The sequence below is a fragment of the Streptomyces sp. NPDC020742 genome, from assembly GCF_040641675.1.
Lineage (GTDB): Bacteria > Actinomycetota > Actinomycetes > Streptomycetales > Streptomycetaceae > Streptomyces.
In genome coordinates this window covers 15,396-34,777 of record NZ_JBFAEA010000036.1, presented here as the reverse complement: position 1 = coordinate 34,777, position 19,382 = coordinate 15,396, and the positions used below count along the sequence as shown (strand labels likewise).

The following is a 19,382-nucleotide window of genomic DNA, read 5'->3' as shown; positions in this document are numbered from 1 at the left end:
TCCGCGCTCACCCTCAATGCTCGCTCAAAGCGAAGTATCGGACGATCGCTCCTTGCTGGAACACGCGGATTTCCCGGTGACCCGTCGACGTTGGCCTTCGCGGCGGTGAAGAGGTCGCCGGCGGCGGGGACGGTTCTTCGGCGGCGTTGTGGGTGTGGGCGTGGGCGGTGTCGAGGGCGGCGTGGTCGGCGGTGTTGCGCATGGCGTAGGTGGCGTCGGCGGCGGCCTGGGCGGTATTGGCCAAGGAGGGGGAGCAGGACGGAGGACACCTTGGCCAAGGCCATGTCGGATGGGTTGGCGTGGTGCGGGAGCGTGTCGGATGTCGTCGTGGTGCGGGCTGGGGCGCCCCGGACCAGGTGCTGCGGCAGGTGCACGAGGCTGTGGACCGCCGCACGCCGGTGCCGGTGGCCGGCCGTTCGGCGCCAGGGCTGTCGCCGCGTGAGCAGCAGGTGCTCCGGTTCATCGCGTCCGGGATGCTCCACGGCCAGTGGCCCGGCGCATCGGAATCAGTCCGCACACCGTCGACACGTACGTCCAGTGGGTGCGATCCAAGTGCGGCATCGGCAACAAGGCGGAACTCACCCGCGTCGCCCTCGACCGCCAGCCCTTGTGCAGCCTGGGCCCGTACCCCGCCCCGGCACGATAGTTGCCGGGGCGGGTACGGCTGCCCGTGCAAGGGGGCGGTTAGTGGTAGTGGCGCATGATGTCGGTGGCCCAGTCGGGCTGGGTGGTGTGGCCGCGGGGGCCGAACTCGGCCATGTAGGGCTTGATGTCGAGGACGGGGGTCCCGTCGACGGCGTCCAGGCCTTGGACGTGCAGGTCGAGGCCGTCGACCTTGATGAGGCGGCAGCGGGAGACGCCGAGCCGGTTGGGGCGGTTCTTACCGCGCTGGGCGAAGATGCCGACCAGGGGCCAGTCGGTGTTGCCGCGCGGGTGCCGGGCCCCGGTCTGGATCTTGTCGGTGGGGACGCGGTCGAAGTGGTAGACGACTTCCAGGTGGGAGAAGGTGTCCAGGCCCGCCACCGCCTCCGGGCCGTACTGGCCGGCGTCCAGGCGGATGATCGCGGTCTCCTTGCCCCAGTCGTCGTCGCGGACCTCCGCCCGGCCGCCGACCACCCACCCCACTGGCACCGAAACCACCGCGGCAGGAGTGCTGTTCTCGGGCATGTGTAGTGCCTCTCGCTCAAAGGGCCGGTCAGTCAGTCGAGTTGGCCCACCGTACCGATGGCCTGCGCTACGTCGGTATGCGGTACGCGCGTACCGTGCCAGAGGCGGTCCAGCCGCTCGCGGACCGGCTCCAGAGGCGTCAACTGCTCCAGTGCAGACGTTCCCGAAGCGTTGCCAGGTAGAGGGCGACCTTGCCCCCACTCAGGGATCTTGAACCACGGTTGCTTGATGGTAGCGAATCGTCCAGCGGTCGGCGCCCTGCTGCCAGATCGTTGCCCGCCGTGTTCTCCGTCCGTTGAAGACCAAGGTGTACGTCAGCAGATAGACAGCCGTGGCCAGTTCCTGACAGTGGAAGTCGGACGTCTCCCACTCCTCGGCCGGCGGAGACTCATAGCGCCCCTCCAGGACATCGAGAACGTACGCACGGCTATAGCGCCGTCCTGAGGCACCTGTCTCCCAGAAGTCCGGCGCTGTCATGGTCTCGAAATCAGCCCTTGTCGTTCCGAACTCGGGTCGGTGGAAGAGCGGTTCCCTGCGGACAAGCTCGTCGAGTACGCCACGAAGTCGCTCGTCGGTCACGAGGTCGGGTTCCATCGTCACTACCTAGCACAGCCGAACCGGCCGGGCATCTCCCCGACCCACCTGGGGGTAGCCGCCCGGCGGGACGACGAGCGGCCCTTGGTGGTGGCCTACCTGGCCGCGGCGGCAAGGTGGCAGCCAGCACCTCCTGAACACAGCCGTCCCACAGCGCATCGGTGAACCGGATTCTCGGGGTGCTTTGCTGGACAGCACACACAGCTTTCAGCGTGTTCGAGGCCCAGATTCCACGAACTGCGCGTTTTCGCCTTCGACGTGCTGCACTGGCGGGCGAGAACCTGATGCCGCAGCCGTACCCGGGCGGCGTGAACGGCTGGAGCGGCGCTTCGCCGAGGAGGGCTGGGGCGGCCGTGGAGGCTGTGCCCGATGACGCTGGACTGGGCCGAGGCGGAACGCTGGCCGCGCGAGTGGGCACAGCGACATCGGCCTCGAAGGCACCGTCGCCAAGAAGCTCAACTAGCCCTACCGGCCCGGCACCCGTCGGACCTGGAGCAAGGCGCGCATCCGACACCCACAGTAGCCGTGATCCGGGGTGTGACCGGCCCGCCGGCCCGCCCATCAGCCCGCTGGCCTGCCCATCAGCGTGCCGGCTCGCCCGTCGGCGTGCTCCTGGGCCGACTCGATGTCTCCGGCCGCCTGCACTACGTCGGCTGCACCACACCGCTGACCGCCCAGGCCGGCTGGCAGCTTGCCGAACGGCTGGCGCCCGCGACAGCAAAAGGACCACCCTGGCACGGGCACCCGCCCTCAGCAGGCCGAGGATCGGCGCGAGAAGCTGGCCTCGACCTGGCCGAGCCCGTCCTGGTCGCCGAAACCAGCACTGACACCGCCGTAGACAGCGCCTGTGGCTGCCCCGTTCGCTTCATGCGCGTGCGGCAGGTGGAGAGCAGCCCGCGCCGCGGTCCGCCCCTGGCTCGCGAGCCTCGCTCGCACCTGGACGCAGCACCTCGCCCGACTGCACGCCACCGGCTGGGTCCACGCCGACGTCCAGCTCACCAACGCCCTCGTCACCCACGACGGCCACGCCGCCGTCATCGCCTACGCCCTCGCCTACGGCCCCGGCGACGGCCGCCGCGCCCCACCGGGGAGCCCACACCCACACCACCGCCCCGAGTTCGCCACCGCGGTCCTTTCCCCCCGCCGGCACCCGCATCCCCGCCAGCCGCCCGCCGACATCTGGAGCCTGGTGCCTCCCTGTTCCGGTGCTGGACCGGCCACCGCGCGTCCCCTATGACGCCATCACCGACCGGCTGGAGGAGCTGGCCGCATTGTCAGGGGCACCACCGTCGTGCTGCGCGGCGTCCGGCTGTGGTCCTTTCCTGATTTCGTGGACATCGTCACTGTGTGCCTGGCTCGGGCCCGTGGCCGGCTCGCTGTGGAGGTGCTGGCCGCCGCATGGTGACCTTGTGTGACGTGACCCGATGGCGCATCAGCCTTCACCCGTATCTGCAGTGGCGCCTCGGTCTGCTACAGGACCGGCCGGGCACTCACTCTCGGCGAGGCGCAGGACCGGCGGGGCCCTGTGCCCGTCCAAGATCCGTGCGGTCTTCACGCGGGCGACCGAGGAGCCCCGCCGGCAGTGGACATGGGGCATCGCCGCTGAAGGTGAACTGATCGGCCGGGTCGCCTTGCGCCGCCGAACCCGTCCAGGGGTGCCTCGGCTACATCCTCTGTGAGGACAACTGGGACATCGGCTACGCCACCGAAGCTGCCCGGCATGTCGTCGACTTCGCCTTTATCACTGCCGCCTGGAGTGCCTGGAGGCCATGCGCCACCCCGCCAGCCAGGTCTCCGGCCGTGTCTTGGCCAATATCGGCTTCACACGCACTGGCCCGCCGACCGGCACGTCGAGGACGGAATCGCCGTGGCGTACCAGGTGTACGCCTTGCAGAGCCTCGTCCTCGTACCGCGCAGGCAAGGATGCGAGCGGTAACGATGAAGCCTCCGGGGCCGACAGAGCCCGAAGGCTTCCCGCGCTCAATGCGGCGCACCCGACGTCACACCGGCGCCGTCGGCCGCCCCGGCGGCCTGGCTGCGGCACTTCCAGGGCGTCGGCCACCTTCCGCACCATGGCCGCCATCTGCGGCGGCAGGTAGCCCTCCAGGCGTCGAGGTCGTCACACAGTCTGGCCCGTAGGCCATGCAGGCGTGCCTCGGTCAACAGCTTCTGCGGGGCGTCCTCGGAAGTCAGCGTGCCTTTGCGTGCTGCTGACCTCACGAGAATTGACGGCGCAGCGCCTGGTCATCTGAGTCGGGAAAGGGATGGCTCAGCATGGAGAGGCTTCGCTCAGCATGCCAGCGAATTCTCCCGGTCTCTGGCCCACGGACCGGCCGCGCGGCCGCGCGGCTGCCTGGTCTGCAGGTGCGACACCAGCGTGTCCATGGCCGCGCCGGTCTTCTGGCAGTACGCGGCGATTAGCTGGAGCCATGTCCATGGTGTCCGCCGCGTCCGTGACCCGCATCAGCGCCATCCGCTCCCAGCCGTATGCCTGATCGGGTTCGATGTACCACAGCACCACAGCACCACAGCACCACAGCATCGGTGTGTCATCCATGACTGCGCGCTAGCCAGCCCACGGCTCACGGCTCACGGCTCACGGCTCACGGCTGGCATTGCGGCTCGTCACTTGTCTGGACGGGCTAGGCTCGTATCAGCCCGCGCTGGAGCAGGCCACCCTGGTAGGCAGATCACCTTGGTAAGCGGCACCGGCCGCACCGCGAAGGCTTCCAGCGCGGTGGCTGGTTCGACGGGTGGGCGGCGGCCTCAGCTTGCTTCCGTGGGGCGGGTGTGCAAGAGGTCAGGCGTAGGGCGGCAATTGAGCGGAGGGCCATGGAAGGGAGAACATGCTCACCGAAACAGTGTTCCGCAGCGAAGACCTGTCGGGAGCAGACCGGTTCGGGTCCTGGTGCGAGCTCATCAGCTCGGCGCACACGCCGTTGGAACTGCACAGCGACCATGCTGCAGAGTTCTGGGCGTACCAGCGCGTCATTGAACTCGGTTCAGTGCAGGTTTGGCCCACGGTCTACCAGCCCTTGCACTTCACCCGCACGCCCCAACTGATTCGCCGGTCCGACCCCGAGCAATTCCACATCGCGCTCCCGGTGCGTGGGGTTCACCATGTCGAGGTTGCTGGCCGGAACGCGTCCTTCGCCCCGTATGAGTTGCACCTGTTCGACAGCTCACAGCCCTTCCATCTCTACTCCACCAACGCCAATGGGCTGTTCTCCGGCGTGGGCATCGACATCCCCAAGGCCTTGCTGCCCAAGCGGTCTAGCCAGTTGCTCGGCCAGCCGATGTCGGGACGGGAAGGCGTCGGTGCCCTGCTCACCCAGTGCCTCGCCACCCTGGTCAAGGACTCGGGTTCGCTGACCCCCGCTGACGGAACACGCTTGGGCGCGGTCTTGGCCGATCTGGCCTACGCACTCTTCGCCCAGGCTCTCGAAGCCGAGCATGCCCTTCCACCAGAAACCCGACAGCGGACCCTAGCCCTACGCATCCAGTCCTTCATCCGCCAGAACTTGTCCGACCCCCAGCTCGCCCCGAGCATGATCGCCGCCGCGCACCACATCTCGGTCAGGTACTTGCACCGCCTCTTCCAGCACGAACAGCGCACCGTCGTGGCGTGCATACGCCACCAACGCCTCGAACACGCAGCCCGCGACCTCACCGATCCGACCCAGCAGACCACGCCCATCCACGCGATCGCCGCGCGCTGGGGCTTCCGATGCCACGCCGACTTCACCCGCGCCTTCCGCCGCACCTACGACATGGCACCCAGGGACTACCGGTCCCAGAGCCGCCGTGCAGCTGACTTGCCCGACGCCGCCTCCGCCCCAGGGCAGAAGACAACCTCCGCGATTCGGCTACCAAGACCGAGCGTTCCGCGCACACAGACCGGTACCGGGCCGGCAACCGTCCCGACACCGTCACAGACGCAAAAGCGTGAGCAGACCGGAAGCTGATCCGCGGCTGAGGGTGAGCGCGGAGGGTCCTACGACGTACTCGCCCACCTCAGCGGCCTGGCCAGACGCACCCGCTCTCGATGCGGCGCGGCATGTCCGGTTTCCGCCTGGCATCGTTGTGATGCCCGCCGACGATGCTTACGTTGGAAGATCGACATCCTGACACGCTCAGAGCGCATCCCACACGAACCCACCGGGGGAACAAGCATGCGTAAGACCAGTACAGGCCTGGCGATTGCCATCTCAGCAGTGACAGCCATGACCCTGGCCACCCCTGCAACTGCTGCCGCAGCAACATCCACCGCCGCGCCCTGGTCATGTCACCAAGGCAACCTCTGCGTCTATTCCAAGCCAGCCGGTGAGGGAAAGAAGTGCGAGTGGAGCATAGACGATCCCGACTGGCTGAAGGGATCAGTGAAGTGCTCCTTCAAGCTCCCCCGATCCATCTTCAACGACTCGATCAGCAAGCGCTTCAAAGGCGTCAGGTTCTACAACGCGGCCAACTACAAGCAACCCCTCTACCTCATCAAGCAAGGCGAGGGAAAGAGCGTGAACAGCCATGGAGGAGGATTCACCGTTCGTTCTCATCGCTGGGTGAAATGACCCTGGTGGACTAAGACGTTGTTTTAGTTGGTGAGTCGGCGGTAGCTGATGAGGGCTGCGGCGATGCCGACGAAGGCCAGGAAGTGGTCGGCCTTTCGCTCGTAACGGCGGTGCAGCCTTTGGCATCCGGCCAGCCAGGAGACCGTTCTCTCGACGACCCAGCGGTGTCGGCCGAGCCGCGTGGACGACTCGATGCCCTTGCGGGCGATGCGGTGGCGGATGCGACGCTCACGAAGCCATTTCCGCAGGTGGTCGTAGTCGTAGCCCTTGTCGGCGTGGAGCTTGGCCGGACGCCGGCGGCGCGGACCGCGGCGGGAGCGGATGGGCGGGATCCCGCGCACGAGCGGCTTGAGGCCGAGGCTGTCGTGCATGTTGGCGCCGGAGATGCCCAGCGACAGCGGCACGCCGTTTCGGTCGGTGATGAGGTGGATTTTCGATCCCGGCTTGCCGCGGTCGGTCGGATTCGGTCCGGTCAGTGGCCCCCTTTTGCCGCCTTGACGCTGACGGAGTCGATCGCACACCGCGACCAGTCCAACTCGCCCCGGGCACCGAGCTCGTCGAGGATGACGCGGTGCAGCCTGGCCCACACCCGATCCCGGCTCCACTGGGCGAAGCGCCGGTAGACGGTGGGCCAGGCCGGCCCGAACACCGGCGGCAGCTGCCGCCACGTGCAGCCCGAGGTGGCCACGAAGATGATCGCTGCCAGGCATGCGCGGTCACCGGCTCGTCGGCGGCCGCCGCCTTGCGGGCGTATGACCTCCGTCGGCGGGACCACCCGCCGGAACAGCACCCACAACTCGTCCGGCACCAACCGCTCAACCAGATCCGCCATGCACAGCTCAACGAGCGATCACGCCATCAGAAACGGCGTCTAAGGCGAGGCCCCGGGACCTGCCATGACGTCCCGGGGCCCCGTGCACTGGTGATCCGGCTGGTTCACCACCCGCCGGCCGGCGAGGGAAGATCGGCAGACGCCGGGAGCCGCGCAGCGGCGATTGGCCCCTTCAAGCCCACCAAAGAAGGCGCCTGACGAAGCGTCAGCCGGCCCCCCCGGGGGCGAGGGCGCCGTCGAGCAGCACCACCCGCCCCGCTCCTGGCATCAGGCACGCCGCCGCTGCGCCGGCGACGCCTCCGGATCCGCCGCCGCACCGATACCGGCCGCTGTGCCCCGCCCCGCCGTTCCTCACCCCGTCGCCACTGTCGGATAATGATGATCAGCTGTGTGTGAGGCGGCCACAGGCTCACACCTGCGATGGCCCGACGAGGTCCGTGTCAACCGGGGGAAAGATGCGCATAGGGGTGTACCTCGCACACCCGCGGCCGGGGAGCTTCAACCACGCGGTCTCCGACGCCGTAGTGCAAGAACTGCGCGGGCGAGGGGCCACGGTAGTGGCACATGACCTGTGCGCTGAAGGATTCACACCATTGCTGTCCGCCGACGAAACGGGGACGGTCGAGGCAGCAGCACACGCTCACGACGCGCAGGTGGCCCTGCACCGAACCGAGGTGGCCACACTCGATGCCATGGTGTTCGTCCACCCCAACTGGTGGGGCATGCCGCCCGCCGTCCTTACGGGCTGGGTCCAGCGCGTACTCGCGCCTGGCGTCGCCTACAAGCTGGGCACCGCGCAAGGCGAACCCGCTGGGCTCCTGAAGGCAGGCAAGGCTCTCGTGCTCAACACCTCCGACACGCCCGCCGACCGGGAAGACAGCGAGTTCGGCGACCCCCTGCAGAGAATCTGGACAGCATGCGTCCTGCCGTACGTTGGCGTCTCCGACGTGCGCCGGGCCGTCTTCCGCACCGTCACCGACTCAGCCGACGAAGAACGCGTAGCCTGGCTGCTCCACGCACGCCAGCAGGCAGCCGCACTCCTGGCCTGAAACACCCAGCGAGCCCTCCGTACCGCGGTGACCTTCCGAGGGTGGAGCCTGTAGCTCTGGATGGACGAGGTAGGCGGTGTCTGGTGCGGGAGGTGGTGCGCCGGTTCGGCGCGGACTGCCTGCCGCATTCGCCGTGTTCGCGGCTGCCCCGCCCGTTCCAGTCCGAGGTCGGCGAGGGCGACCTGCTGGTCGGGGTGAGTTGTCCCGCCTGGATTTGGTGGTGGAGATCCATACGCTCAGGTTCACGACCGTCGGCTCCGCCTCACTGCCGCCTCGCCGTCAATGCTGATTTCTTCGCTGTGACCGTGAGGCACTGGCTTGTCTGCGTCTTCTCGCTCGGTCCATTGTGTGAGGGCGGTGAGTCTGCGTTGGAATGCCTGCTGTGTCTTGCTCGGGCCTTCGTCACGGGTGTGGTCGTCGGGGTGGGAGGCGGGGCTTCAGCGGGTCCCACGTCCAGCGCGGACAGCCGCTCGCGCTGCTCTTCCGGCAGCTGTGCCCAGGTGCCCGGCTCCTGCTGCCGCCACCGCCACTTGCCCAGGTCGTCGTCCTCGAAGGTGACGCCGGGCTGATGTAGGGGAGGACGCCGTCGGCGTTGACCAGGTCGGCGAGGACGCGGTAGTGGCGCTGCCAGTTCAGTGGCCAGGGGCAGTTCCAGTGGGGGTCGATTGCGGTCAGTTGCTGCGCGCGCTCCTCCGCCCGTTCCGCGTTCTTTCCGAGGCCGCCTGTGCGGCGGAGGTTGGCCATGTGCTGTCCGTCGGGCACCATCGTCTCGCCTTCGCCTCAGGCCGCGTCTTGTCGGGGGGTGAGGTGCCCGGTGGCTCGGCGGTAGGAGCGGAGTGCGGCGAGCTTGGTCTCCCAGGCTTCTTCGCTGGGTTCCCAGACCATGCCGGCCTCGTTGAGCAGCTCCTTGCGGTGGGGGTCGAGTTCACCGGCCCGCAGTGCCCGGCGCTGTTGGTGCACCCACCGCCCCAGCGGAACAGCGTCGGTGGACCCGGCCGTGGTCTCGACGTTGTAGGCGACAGCCGGCGCTCGATCGGCCGCCGACTCCACATGACCCACCGCACCGTCAAGCGTCTGGCCGACGCTGGTGTCCCCGAAGATCTCTTCCAGGGCCAGTGGCAAAACCGCCCACCGTCCTCGACGAGTACAAGCCCTACTTGGACGATCGCTGGAACCGGGGCTGCACCAATGCCTGGGCACTGTGGGAAGAGAGCGTGCCGTTCGGCTACAAGGGCAGCTATCAGCGAGTTCGTGCCTACCTTCGGGAGAAACGCCTTTCACCCGGACCAGTCTCCGCCCGGCCGCCGACTCCTCGGACGGTCTCCGGGGGGATTGTGCGGCATCCCGAAGGCCTCACGGAGAGCGAACCGAGGCGGCTCAAGGCCGTGCTGGCCCATTGCCCAGAGCTGGACGCCCTCACCGGACGTCCGGTCCTTCGCCCGAATGCTCACCCAGCGTGAGGGCGAACGGCTACCGCAGTGGCTCGACGCCGTCCGACAAGACGACCTGCCCACCATCCACACCCTCGCCGCAGGCATCGACCGTGATCGCGATGCCGTCATCGCCGGACTCACCCTGCCCTGGAGTTCCGGCGTCGTCGAAGGACACGTAAACCGCATCGAGATGCTCAAGCGCCAGATGTTCGGTCGGGCCGGATTCGCCTCCTGCGCAAACGTGTGCTTCTGGCGTGACCGACGCGGCGCAGGCGATCATGGCTGCGGGAGAAGTGCATGCTCTGCTGAATTGGGGATCTTCGTGAATGGTGTCGTGCTGGTGCACGGTCTGTACCACGACCCACGGCACTTCGACCTGGTGGTTGGGGAGTTGGCTGCTGCCGGAGTCGAGGTCGCTGTTCCGGAACTGCATCGTGGCTCGCTTCTGGCCGACACCAAAGCGGTGCAGGCAGTCGTTGACGCCATGGGAGAACCGCCCCTCGTTATGGGCCACTCTTACGGCGGGGCAGTAATCACCGGCCTGACGGGTGCTGCTCATTTGGTTTATCTGGCAGCCTTTGTGCCCGCTGAGGGCGAGAGCGCGGCCCGCCTCGGTGGTTCGACCAAACGCCTCGCTTCCTCCATCGTGCATGACGGAGACAGCCTGACCCATGTGGACTCCGCGGCGGCCGTGGAAGTGTTCTACGCCGACGCCCCGATCGAGCGGGCGACCTGGGCAGCGTCATTGCTGCGGCCCCAGAAACCGGGATGTGGCCGAGGCGTGCCGAAGCGCCAGTCGTGGCAGGACACGCCTTCCACGTACGTCATCTGCACTCAGGATCGCGCGATTGAACCCGGCCTGCAGAGGGAGATGAGCAGGCGCTGTTCCAGCGCATTGACATGGCACACGAGCCACTCACCCTTCATCAGTCAGCCCGGCAGAGTCGCCGCCGTACTACGGAGCTTGCTTCTTCCCAGCAGCGGACACTCTCAGTGACCGATCACGGAAATTGATCCAGAACCGGAACTCATCGAGAACCGCTGCTCTCCGGCGCCGCCCGCGCCGTCGCCGCCGACGTCCGCCGCGCCGCGGACCTGCTGCTCGAAGGCCACGTCGCGCGCGGCCCTCGTCGACGTCATCCTGGAGGAGGCCGAGCGACGCCTGTCCGTCCCGCTGGAAGGCACCACGTGCTGCGCCGTGGGCCATGCCCGGCTCGTAAGCGCTCTGCAGGAGCGCCTGGACCGCCTCACGGGCGTCGCACCCCGGGGCGCCCCGGCGCCCTGCCCAGCCCGGTCCCGGGCGACTTCGCACAGGAGACGCTCGACTTCGGCTGACCGACGACAGCGGGCCGGACAGGATTACCCTGCCCGGCCCCGCTGTCCGTTCCTGGCTGCTGGCTGGTTGAGGCAGATGCGCGGTCGCCCTGCGAACTCGAAGTCGTCCAGCAGGTGTCCTCAGTCGTCGGGTGCGCTGCCCACCCACGCGATGGGCCGGCCCTCGCTGTTGTGGCCCCAGTGCGGTTCCTCCATCGAGGTCTCGTGACCCACGTCCAGGTCGCAGATGCGGCCCCAGCGGCCGTGTTTGCCCGGGCAGATCCGGGTGAGCCGGGCCGCGTCGCTGTCGCGCATGGCCTGCTCGTAGCGGTCCTGGAACGGCTGGAGGCGGGCGCACAACTCCCTGCCGAGCTGCGTCTCCGCCACCTCGATCCGTGCCCTCACCTCCTGCACCTGCGGATCGGACAGCGCGAACGAGATGACCTTCTCCGCCTCCGCGAAGGCGCTGTTGCGGACGTGCCGCCGTACGGCTGCCTGCACACGCTGCTCTTCCAGGCGGTCACCGGTCACGGTCCTGCTCCTCTCCGCCGCCGTTGGCGCCGGTCAGGTCCTCGCACACCCGCAGGTCGAGGGTGATGGCCGCGGCGTCGGTCCGCGCCCACTGCTCGTCGGTGAGGTCATCCAGCACCGCCCCGAGGTGGTGCAGGGCGTACGCAACGCAGCCGGGGTGACTCCGTGCAGCAGGTTGGTGCTGGCGGCGCGGTGTGCGTCGGGGTGCAGGTCGCGGCCGCCGGAGAGGACGTAGGCGGACTCGTGCGCGTGGGCGGCCCGTTCGCCGACGGTGTTGTTCGCCACCGCGCGCACGCCCGTGAGTCAGTGCTCGGTGATCAGCAGCTGCTCGATCGCCCTGGAAGGCAGGCAGCACCCCGACCGGGACGCCCAGTTTCATTACCTCAATGAACAGGCCCGCGACCACCAGGACGGCGGGGCTCGGGTGATCAGTGTGGACACCAAGAAGGAGGAGCTGGTCGGCCTCTTCAAGAACAACGGCCGCAATGGGAGCCGAAGGTCGAGCGGGTGCGGGTCGGCACCCACGACTTTCCGAACGATATTCATCAGGTCGTTAACCAGATATATTCGTTTGCTCAGATTCTCACCGAGAACAGGCGGCAGTACGACGGGGCTGCCGTCCCTGCAATTCGGGCGCCGAACAAGACCGGGGCCGAGGGACATGTAGGGTTGCCCAGTGAGCGGCATTGCCTTGGCGCCTACTTGATGGCTTGTCGCGTGCGTGCCGCTGCGCCTCGAGGCAGGACTCATCTGCCGCGAGTCGCTCGTTCGCCTTGTGGGGGAGTCAACGCCGGTGCGGTGACGCTGTTATCGGCCGACTGGACGCATCTTCCTCGTGACCGGTCCGGGTGACACGGCCCCAACTGGCCATCTGTGCAGGTGAGTCGGCGGGGTGGCTCGTGTGCGGAGTGCGTCACAGGGCTGCCACGGCCCTGCGCCCAGGGTGACGTGCTGCAGAACCGACCGGAGGATTCTCGCCGCCGCGGTCGGCGAGGCTTGAGCTTTCGTACGAGGTGTTCCTTGAGATCATTGCAGACCGGACCCGGGCGCCGAACAACCCGCATCGCTGGCGGGACGCGTGGCTGATCGTCTCTGCACCGGCCGGTTGCGCACGGTGGCCGACCGCTCAAAGCCCTGGCAGGGCGCCCGGTGGGTGGCCGCCGGGGGCGCGGGTTCCGCTCCGGCCGTGGGCTCCACACCTGATTCGACGCCAGTGCCCGGTCCGGACCGGGAAGTCGACCAAGAGATCGAGAGTTAAGGCTGACATCGTGGAGATGTTGCATTTGCGTTATTTTGTCGCGGTTGCTGAGGAGTTGAATTTTTCGGCGGCGGCTCGCCGCCTGCACATGGCCACCTCGCCGCTGAGCCAGCGGATCAGAGACCTGGAGCGGGAACTGGACCATCGGCTCTTCGAGCGGGACACGCATCATGTCGCGCTCACCCCGGCCGGCGCGGCGCTGCTGCCGATCGCGAAGGATGTGCTCGACCAGGTCAGTTCCATACCCTGGCGGGTGCAGGAAGCGTCCCGGCCGGCGCGAAGCACGGTGTTCCTGGGCTTGCCTACGGGGGTGCATCCCAGGCTGCGGACGAAGATCAACACGCTGGTGGGGCGCGTCGGACGGAGGTTCGAGCTGCAGCGCTGGCCCTGCAGCGCCCAGACCATGGTCACCGACGTGCGGGACGGCAAGATCGCGGTCGGCCTGGCCCGGCTGCCGGTCAGCGATTCGGCACTGGACCAGCAACTTGTCATGACCGAGAGGCTGGGCGCGTTGGTGCCGGCCGACCGGTTCGCCGGGCGGGATTCCATCTCGCTGGCCGAGTTGGCCGACCTCTCCTTCGTCATCACACCGCGGGAAATCAGGCCTGTCTATTTCGACAAGATCGACAGCGAACTGTCGGCGAACGGGATCAAGAAGCGCATTAGTCTGGCCGGCACCGGATACGGTGGCGTTGCCGAGTTGATTTCCGCGGGCATGGCGTTCTATTTTACTATGCTCGATCCGGATAGCCCGATGCACGGTTATGATCTGGAGAATTTGTCGGTGCTGCCAGTCGCCGACTTCTTTCCGTGCTTAGAAACGGGCTTGATCTGGCGCAGGGACCGTGCATCTGGCGAGCACCTCGGTGAACTCATCGAAACCGCTCGGCAGGTGTTCTCCGAGCCGCTGAACATCTGACGTATCCAGCTGAGGGCATGCCGGGAAGAGAACCGGAAGCGGAACGGCGCAAGGACTGCGGAAGAGGGGCCCGGCCCTGCGCGGCCGGGCCGAGGTGATGACCGGCGCGGCAGGGAGGCATCGGACTCCGCCCCCGGGGAGCCTCCGGCCCGTTCTCGACCCGGCGCCCCTGTGTCGGCCGCCCGACGAAGATACGTCTGACCAGGACGGACAGGGAAATGCTGCTGGTCGCGTCACGTCGACGCGCTCGCTGGGAGGTGAGGGTGAATACGCCGTCACCATCGATGAGAACCCGACACGAGAACTGTGCGCATTCCTTGGCCATGCGAAGGCCCGGAACACGCGGAGTGAACCCGTCGCCGCTTTCTCATGTCGTCGACCGGGGAAATGACGGCCGCTGATGTGAGCCGGTTCAAGCACCTGGCCGCCCGTACAAGGGTTGCAGAATCCGGGAGGTTCGCGGCGTCCCCCTTTTCCCCGGGAAATCCTTGAAGCCATTCCGCTGGCGTACCTTGATTCCGTGACGCGGTGTACCCGTAAATTCCTACCCACCTCAACAAGGTCTTCACGCGCCCCGATCTGCACCCTTCTGTGCCGATAGGTCCGCACTCCGGAATCGGTGTGACCGCTGCGGTCACACCGATGTTAGCAATACGATAATTCCATTCCCTGTGATTCCCCAATAGCGTCCTTAGAGTCAGACCGCACAGCGCGAAAGGACGCAGTAATGGCGAAGGCAGTCATATCCGGACCACTGGCCGGGGTGCGCGTGATCGACCTCTCGACCGTGGTGATGGGCCCGTACGCGGCTCAGATCCTCGGCGATCTGGGCGCCGACGTGATCAAGATCGAGTCCCCGGGCGACACGGTGCGGCTGGGGGAGTACCGCACCACGCCGGGCATGTCTCCGCTCCACCTCAACGTCAACCGCAACAAGCGCAGCGTGGCCCTCAACCTGAAGGACGACGGCGAGCGGGCGAAAGCTCTGGAGCTGATCGACACCGCCGACGTGCTGATCACCAATATGCGCCCCGGCGCGCTCGGTCGGCTGGGCATGAACTACGAAGACCTCGCTGAACGCAACCCGGGCCTCGTCTACGCTCACGCCGCCGGCTTCCGCGGTGACTCCGACCGGGCCGACATGGCCGCCTACGACGAGAGTGTGCAGGCCGCCTCCGGGCTGGTCGATGTCGCCAACCGCGCTCTGGGCACGCCGGTCTACCTGCCGACGATCATCGCCGACAAGGTCTGCTCGCTGACGATCGCCTACAGCGTGCTCGCGGCCCTGGTGCACCGGGACCGGACGGGGCAGGGACAGCAGATCGAGATCCCGATGACCGACACGATGATCGCGTTCAACCTGGTCGAGCATCTGGCAGGGCACGTCTTCGAGCCGGCGACGGGCCCGACCGGGTTCGTGCTGTCGATGTCGGAGGGCCACAAGGCGCGGCAGACCAAGAACGGCCTTGCGGCTGTGCTGCCCTACAGCACCCAGAACTACCGCGATTTCTTCGCTGCCGCCGGACGTCCCGACCTGACCGCGGACCCGCGTGTCAGCGGTCCTGTCCTCAACCCGGCCGATGTCGGCGCCCTGTCCGCGCTTGTCGATGAATGCGCCCCGGCGCTGACGACCGCCGAGTGGGCGGAGGTCTGTGCCAAGCACAGCATCCCAATGGGCCCGGTGCTGGAGCTCGACCACGCCCACGAGGACTCCTACGTCCGCGACGGCCACCTCCTCGACACGATCGAGCACCCCACCGAGGGCACGGTCCGCACCGTCGGGATCCCGGTGAGGTTCTCCGCCACTCCGGGTTCGATCCGGCGCCTCGCCCCGGTTCCCGGCCAGGACACCGATGAGGTCCTCACCGAGCTGCAGAGCCTCTGAACCGCAGCCCCCGCACATCTGCTCAACCGCTGAAAGAAGACAGTCATGAGTACGACCGAAGTGCGCACCCAGAGGGTCGGTTCCACCCTCTTGATCACGATCGACCGCCCGAAGGCGCGCAACTCCGTGAACGCCGCCGTGGCCCGAGGCTTGGCCGCTGCGCTCGATGAGCTCCAGGCCGACCCCGCGCTGCGGGTCGGAGTCCTGACCGGCGCGGAGGGCATGTTCAGCGCGGGTATGGACCTCAAGGCCGCCCTGAAGGGCGAGTCCCCCGAGGTCACGGGCCGCGGTTTCGGCGGCCTCACCGAAGCCGAGGTGACCAAGCCGCTGATCGCCGCCGTCGAAGGCTTCGCCCTGGGTGGCGGTTTCGAGCTGGCGCTGGCCTGCGATCTGATCGTCGCCGCCGAGGACACCAAGTTCGGTCTGCCCGAGGTCACCCGCGGCCTCATCGCCGCGGGCGGCGGCGTGGTTCGGCTGCCCAAGCGCATCCCGTACCACCTGGCGATGGAGTTCCTGCTGACCGGTGATCCGGTCACCGGCCGGCGCGCCGGAGAGCTGGGCCTCGCCAACCGGCTGACCGCCACCGGTGAGGCGGTGGCCGTCGCGCTGGAACTGGCCGAACAGCTCGCCCAGAACGCGCCGTTGGCGCTGACGGCCATGAAGAAGGTTGTACGGGCCGCGGACGGTGTGCCGGAGGCCGACGCGTTTGCCGTACAGCGCAAGGAAATGGGCGACTTGATGGCCTCGGCCGACGTGCGTGAGGGCATGACGGCCTTCGCCGAGCGGCGTGCTCCGCAGTGGACGGGGAAGTGACATGAAGATCGAAGACGTCCGGCGCCACCCGACCACGCCGCTGACCATCCCCGCGTACCCGCCGGTGATGCCCTGGTTCACCGACCGCGAGTACCTCAACATCGTCTATCGCACGGACCGCGACGCGCTGCGTGCCGTCGTACCGGAGCCTCTCGAGATCGAGGAGCCGCTGGTCCGGTTCGAGATCATGAAGATGAACGACGTCACCGGGTACGGCCCCTACACCGAGGGCGGCCAGGCGATCCAGGTCAGCTTCGACGGCGAGCGCGGCGAGTACCTGCACGCGATGTACCTCGAAAACTTCCCGGCCACTGCCGCCGGACGCGAGGTCAGCGCCTACCCGAAGGTCATGGCTGCGCCGAAGCTGTACGTCGACAACGGCGTGTTGGTCGGCACGCTCGACTACGGCACGCTGCGGGTGGCCACGGCGACCATGGGCTACAAGCACTACGAGCTGGACAAGCGTGCGGCCAAGGCCGAGATCACGGTGCCGACCTTCATGCTCAAGACCATCCCGGGCTACGACGGCACCCCGCGCGTCCAGGAGCTGGTCCGCACCGAGATCACCGACGTGGTGGTCAAGGCGGCCTACACCGCCCCCGCGCGCCTGCAGCTGTTCCAGCACGTGCTCGCCCCGCTGGCCGACCTGCCTGTCCTGGAAGTCGTCTCCGCCAGCCACATCCTCACCGACCTGGCCCTCGCCCCGGCCAAGCCGGTCTTCGACTACCTCAAGGAAGACAACCGATGAAGCAGGAATTCCGCACCGCCGCGGTGATCGGTGCGGGCACCATCGGACTCTCCTGGACGGCACTGTTCGCCGCCCACGGGATGGACGTGTGGGTGAGCGACCCGCGGCCGGACCTCGCCGAGGCCTTGGACACCGCGCTGGCGGAGTTCACCCCGCACCTGGCCGCGCAGGGGCTCGACGTCACCGGGCTCGCCGACCAAGTCCACGTCGCCGGCGACGTCACCGAAGCGGTACGCGACGCCGACATCGTGCAGGAGAACGGCCCCGAGAACGTCGAGTTCAAGAAGAACCTCTTCGCACAGCTGGTCCGTGAGGCCCCGCGACGCGCCCTGCTGCTCAGCTCCTCGTCGGCGATTCCGGCGACCGCCTTCACCGGTGAGATCGAGGACGCCGGCCGGATCCTGATCGGCCATCCGTTCAACCCGCCCCACCAGATCCCGCTCGTCGAGGTCGTGCCGGGTGAGCACACCAGCGAGGACACCGTCCGGACAACCGTGGACTTCTACACCTACGTCGGCCGTACACCGGTCGTCGAGCGCAAGGAGATCCCCGGGTTCGTCGGCAACCGGCTGCAGAACGCGCTCAGCCGCGAGGCCAGATACCTCGTCGAGCAGGGTGTGGTGACCCCCGAGGACCTCGACAAGGTCCTGACCGCCTCGCTCGGCATCCGCTGGGCGTCGGTCGGGCTGTTCCTCGGCCAGCACCTGGGCGGCGGCCCCGGCGGCTACCGGCACCTGATGGAGCACATCGGCAAGTCCATGGACCAGCTGGTCCTCGGCCGGCCGTCGGCCAGCCCTGAAGACCAGGAGCGCGTCATCCGGGCCGTTGAGAAGGCCTATGGCCCCGCCCCCTCCACAGAGCTCGCAGAGACCCGCGACCGCAAGCAACTGGCCGTGCTGTCCGCGCTGGACGACGCCGCCACGAAGGAGAACTGACATGAGCACCAACGCCGCACCTCTGGAAGACCAACTGGCCTCCGACTTCTACAACTTCGAGGCACTCCTCCCGGACGACGAGCGCAAGATCCTCCTCAAGGCCCGCACCTTACTGCAGAAGGAGGTCAAGCCGCTGGTGAACGAGTGCTGGGCCAAGGACGAGTTCCCCGAGGAGCTGATCGAGAAGTTCCGCGGCAGCGGCCTGGCCGGGCTGGCCTACGAGGGCTACGGCGAGCACAAGCCGGCCGTGAGCAACCTGCTCCAGGGCATGGTCACCGCTGAACTGACCCGCCTGGACGCCTCGGTGGCGACGTTCTTCGGCGTCCACAACGGACTGGCCGGCTACTCCATCTACGCGGGCGGTGACGAGGAACAGCGCGAGCGCTTCCTGCCCGGGATGTTCGCGTTCGACAAGATCGGCGCGTTCGGCCTGACCGAGCCGCTCAGCGGCTCCGACGCCGCTGGCGGCCTGCGCACCACCGCCAAGCGCGAGGGCGACATCTGGGTCATCAACGGCGCCAAGCGGTGGATCGGCAACGGGACCTTCGCCGACTACGTCGTGGTCTACGCCCGGGACGTCGACGACAACAAGGTCAAAGCCTTCGTCGTCGAGAAGGGCATGCCGGGATTCCACCCGGAGAAGATCGAAGGCAAGATCGCGCTGAAGATCGTCCAGAACGCCCACATCACCCTTACCAATGTCCGAGTGCCGGAGGCGAACCGCCTGCAGAACATCAACTCCTTCAAGGACGTCGCGGAGATCCTCCGATTCACCCGCAGTGCTGTCGCCTGGCAGGGCCTGGGCCTCATGCTCGGCGCCTACGAGAGCGCCCTTGCCTACTCCAAGGAGCGCCAGCAGTTCGGCCGCCCCATCGCGAAGTTTCAGATGGTGCAGGACCTTCTGGTCAAGAGCCTCGGCAACATCACCTCCTCGTGGGGCATGCTGGTGCAACTCGCGCGCCTGCAGGACGCGGGCATCTTCCGTGACGAACACTCCTCACTGGCCAAGGGATTCATCACCTCGCGGATGCGCGAGGTCGTCGCCTGGTGCCGCGAGATCTTCGGCGGCAACGGCATCGTGGTGGACTACGACATTGCGCGGTACTTCTCCGACGCCGAGGCTCTCTACTCCTACGAGGGCACGCGCGAGATGAACACCCTGATCGTCGGCAAGTCGATCACCGGGCACAGCGCCTTCGTGTAAGTCCGCCCCGCCGCCCCGCCGCCCCGCCGCCCCGCCGCCCCGCCGCCCCGGCCCCGGCCGAGTGCCGGGTCCGGTCGGGCATCGCCGCTGACGGCCGATGCCCGACCTCGGTGATCAGCAGCTGCTCTTCGC

Annotated in this window: 18 protein-coding genes and 3 pseudogenes; 13 read left to right on the top strand and 8 right to left on the bottom strand. The window is 67.7% G+C overall.

Translation table 11 applies throughout. The features are described 5' to 3' along the window. Positions 1–13 precede the first annotated feature (13 nt). The 3 genes from AB0G84_RS33930 to AB0G84_RS33920 all read right to left on the bottom strand — a co-directional run bounded on the left by AB0G84_RS33930 (position 14) and on the right by AB0G84_RS33920 (position 1,761). Positions 14–244, bottom strand: a complete 231-nt coding sequence (locus tag AB0G84_RS33930; RefSeq protein WP_361329741.1) for a hypothetical protein — start codon at positions 242–244, stop codon at positions 14–16. 440 nt (positions 245–684) lie between these two features. Next, positions 685–1,167: an SAM-dependent methyltransferase gene (locus AB0G84_RS33925; RefSeq protein ID WP_361329738.1), complete on the bottom strand. Its 483-nt coding sequence runs from the start codon at positions 1,165–1,167 to the stop codon at positions 685–687. Between the two features lie 201 nt (positions 1,168–1,368). Further along, complete coding sequence (locus AB0G84_RS33920) at positions 1,369–1,761, bottom strand: DUF4440 domain-containing protein (protein WP_361329736.1); 393 nt, start codon at positions 1,759–1,761, stop codon at positions 1,369–1,371. Positions 1,762–2,608: 847 nt separating this feature from the next. On the opposite strand from AB0G84_RS33920, the gene AB0G84_RS33915 reads away from it, so the two are divergent. The 3 genes from AB0G84_RS33915 (at position 2,609) to AB0G84_RS33905 (ending at position 6,329) form a co-directional block, all read left to right on the top strand. Beyond that, positions 2,609–2,998: a hypothetical protein gene (locus AB0G84_RS33915; protein WP_361329733.1), complete on the top strand. Its 390-nt coding sequence runs from the start codon at positions 2,609–2,611 to the stop codon at positions 2,996–2,998. A gap of 1,609 nt (positions 2,999–4,607) precedes the next feature. Then, the gene (locus AB0G84_RS33910; protein ID WP_361329732.1) at positions 4,608–5,726 is read left to right on the top strand and encodes a helix-turn-helix domain-containing protein; all 1,119 of its coding nucleotides are present in this window, start codon (positions 4,608–4,610) and stop codon (positions 5,724–5,726) included. A gap of 207 nt (positions 5,727–5,933) precedes the next feature. Further along, positions 5,934–6,329 (top strand): peptidase inhibitor family I36 protein, encoded by a 396-nt coding sequence (locus AB0G84_RS33905; RefSeq protein ID WP_361329730.1) that lies wholly within the window; start codon positions 5,934–5,936, stop codon positions 6,327–6,329. Between the two features lie 23 nt (positions 6,330–6,352). Here AB0G84_RS33905 and AB0G84_RS33900 read toward each other — a convergent pair. Continuing rightward, a protein-coding gene (locus tag AB0G84_RS33900) for an IS5 family transposase (RefSeq protein WP_361329729.1) occupies positions 6,353–7,161 on the bottom strand; the annotation gives its coding sequence in 2 pieces (ribosomal slippage) (positions 6,353–6,811 and positions 6,814–7,161; 807 coding nt in all). A gap of 455 nt (positions 7,162–7,616) precedes the next feature. Between AB0G84_RS33900 and AB0G84_RS33895 the strand changes: the two genes are divergently transcribed. Further along, a complete protein-coding gene (locus AB0G84_RS33895) occupies positions 7,617–8,210 on the top strand; it encodes an NAD(P)H-dependent oxidoreductase (protein WP_361329726.1) in 594 nt (197 codons plus the stop codon). 149 nt (positions 8,211–8,359) lie between these two features. On the opposite strand, the pseudogene AB0G84_RS33890 reads toward AB0G84_RS33895, so the two are convergent. Then, positions 8,360–9,233, bottom strand: a pseudogene (locus AB0G84_RS33890) (helicase associated domain-containing protein); the annotation flags it as partial. Positions 9,234–9,734: 501 nt separating this feature from the next. Here AB0G84_RS33890 and AB0G84_RS33885 point away from each other — a divergent pair. Continuing rightward, a pseudogene (locus AB0G84_RS33885) lies at positions 9,735–9,901 on the top strand (ISL3 family transposase); the annotation flags it as partial. Then, entirely contained in the window at positions 9,885–10,640 is a 756-nt protein-coding gene (locus AB0G84_RS33880) for an alpha/beta hydrolase (protein ID WP_361329723.1), read from the top strand. The pseudogene AB0G84_RS33885 and the gene AB0G84_RS33880, both read left to right, overlap by 17 nt. On the opposite strand, the gene AB0G84_RS33875 is transcribed toward AB0G84_RS33880, so the two are convergent. The 3 genes from AB0G84_RS33875 to AB0G84_RS33865 form a co-directional block, all read right to left on the bottom strand. Next, complete coding sequence (locus tag AB0G84_RS33875; protein WP_361329721.1) at positions 10,634–10,783, bottom strand: hypothetical protein; 150 nt, start codon at positions 10,781–10,783, stop codon at positions 10,634–10,636. The two genes, AB0G84_RS33880 and AB0G84_RS33875, sit on opposite strands and share 7 nt — an antisense overlap. Before the next feature lie 315 nt (positions 10,784–11,098). Beyond that, a complete protein-coding gene (locus tag AB0G84_RS33870) occupies positions 11,099–11,488 on the bottom strand; it encodes a hypothetical protein (protein ID WP_361329718.1) in 390 nt (129 codons plus the stop codon). Beyond that, on the bottom strand, positions 11,478–11,606 hold the full coding sequence (locus AB0G84_RS33865; RefSeq protein WP_361329715.1) for a hypothetical protein: 129 nt from the start codon (positions 11,604–11,606) through the stop codon (positions 11,478–11,480). The genes AB0G84_RS33870 and AB0G84_RS33865 overlap by 11 nt, the downstream gene beginning before the upstream one ends. Before the next feature lie 219 nt (positions 11,607–11,825). Here AB0G84_RS33865 and AB0G84_RS33860 point away from each other — a divergent pair. The 7 genes and pseudogenes from AB0G84_RS33860 to AB0G84_RS33830 all read left to right on the top strand — a co-directional run. Beyond that, positions 11,826–12,019 (top strand): annotated as a pseudogene (locus AB0G84_RS33860) (ISAzo13 family transposase); the annotation flags it as partial. 743 nt (positions 12,020–12,762) lie between these two features. Beyond that, positions 12,763–13,665: a LysR family transcriptional regulator gene (locus AB0G84_RS33855; RefSeq protein ID WP_361329806.1), complete on the top strand. Its 903-nt coding sequence runs from the start codon at positions 12,763–12,765 to the stop codon at positions 13,663–13,665. A 727-nt stretch (positions 13,666–14,392) separates the two neighbouring features. After that, the gene (locus tag AB0G84_RS33850; protein WP_361329711.1) at positions 14,393–15,550 is read left to right on the top strand and encodes a CoA transferase; all 1,158 of its coding nucleotides are present in this window, start codon (positions 14,393–14,395) and stop codon (positions 15,548–15,550) included. 45 nt (positions 15,551–15,595) lie between these two features. Further along, positions 15,596–16,363, top strand: a complete 768-nt coding sequence (locus AB0G84_RS33845; protein ID WP_361329708.1) for a crotonase/enoyl-CoA hydratase family protein — start codon at positions 15,596–15,598, stop codon at positions 16,361–16,363. A gap of 1 nt (position 16,364) precedes the next feature. Next, entirely contained in the window at positions 16,365–17,111 is a 747-nt protein-coding gene (locus tag AB0G84_RS33840) for an acetoacetate decarboxylase (RefSeq protein ID WP_361329706.1), read from the top strand. Continuing rightward, on the top strand, positions 17,108–18,046 hold the full coding sequence (locus AB0G84_RS33835) for a 3-hydroxyacyl-CoA dehydrogenase NAD-binding domain-containing protein (RefSeq protein ID WP_361329703.1): 939 nt from the start codon (positions 17,108–17,110) through the stop codon (positions 18,044–18,046). Before AB0G84_RS33840 ends, AB0G84_RS33835 begins: the two co-directional genes overlap by 4 nt. 1 nt (position 18,047) lies before the next feature. Beyond that, entirely contained in the window at positions 18,048–19,250 is a 1,203-nt protein-coding gene (locus AB0G84_RS33830) for an acyl-CoA dehydrogenase family protein (RefSeq protein ID WP_361329700.1), read from the top strand. The last annotated feature ends 132 nt before the right edge of the window (positions 19,251–19,382 follow it).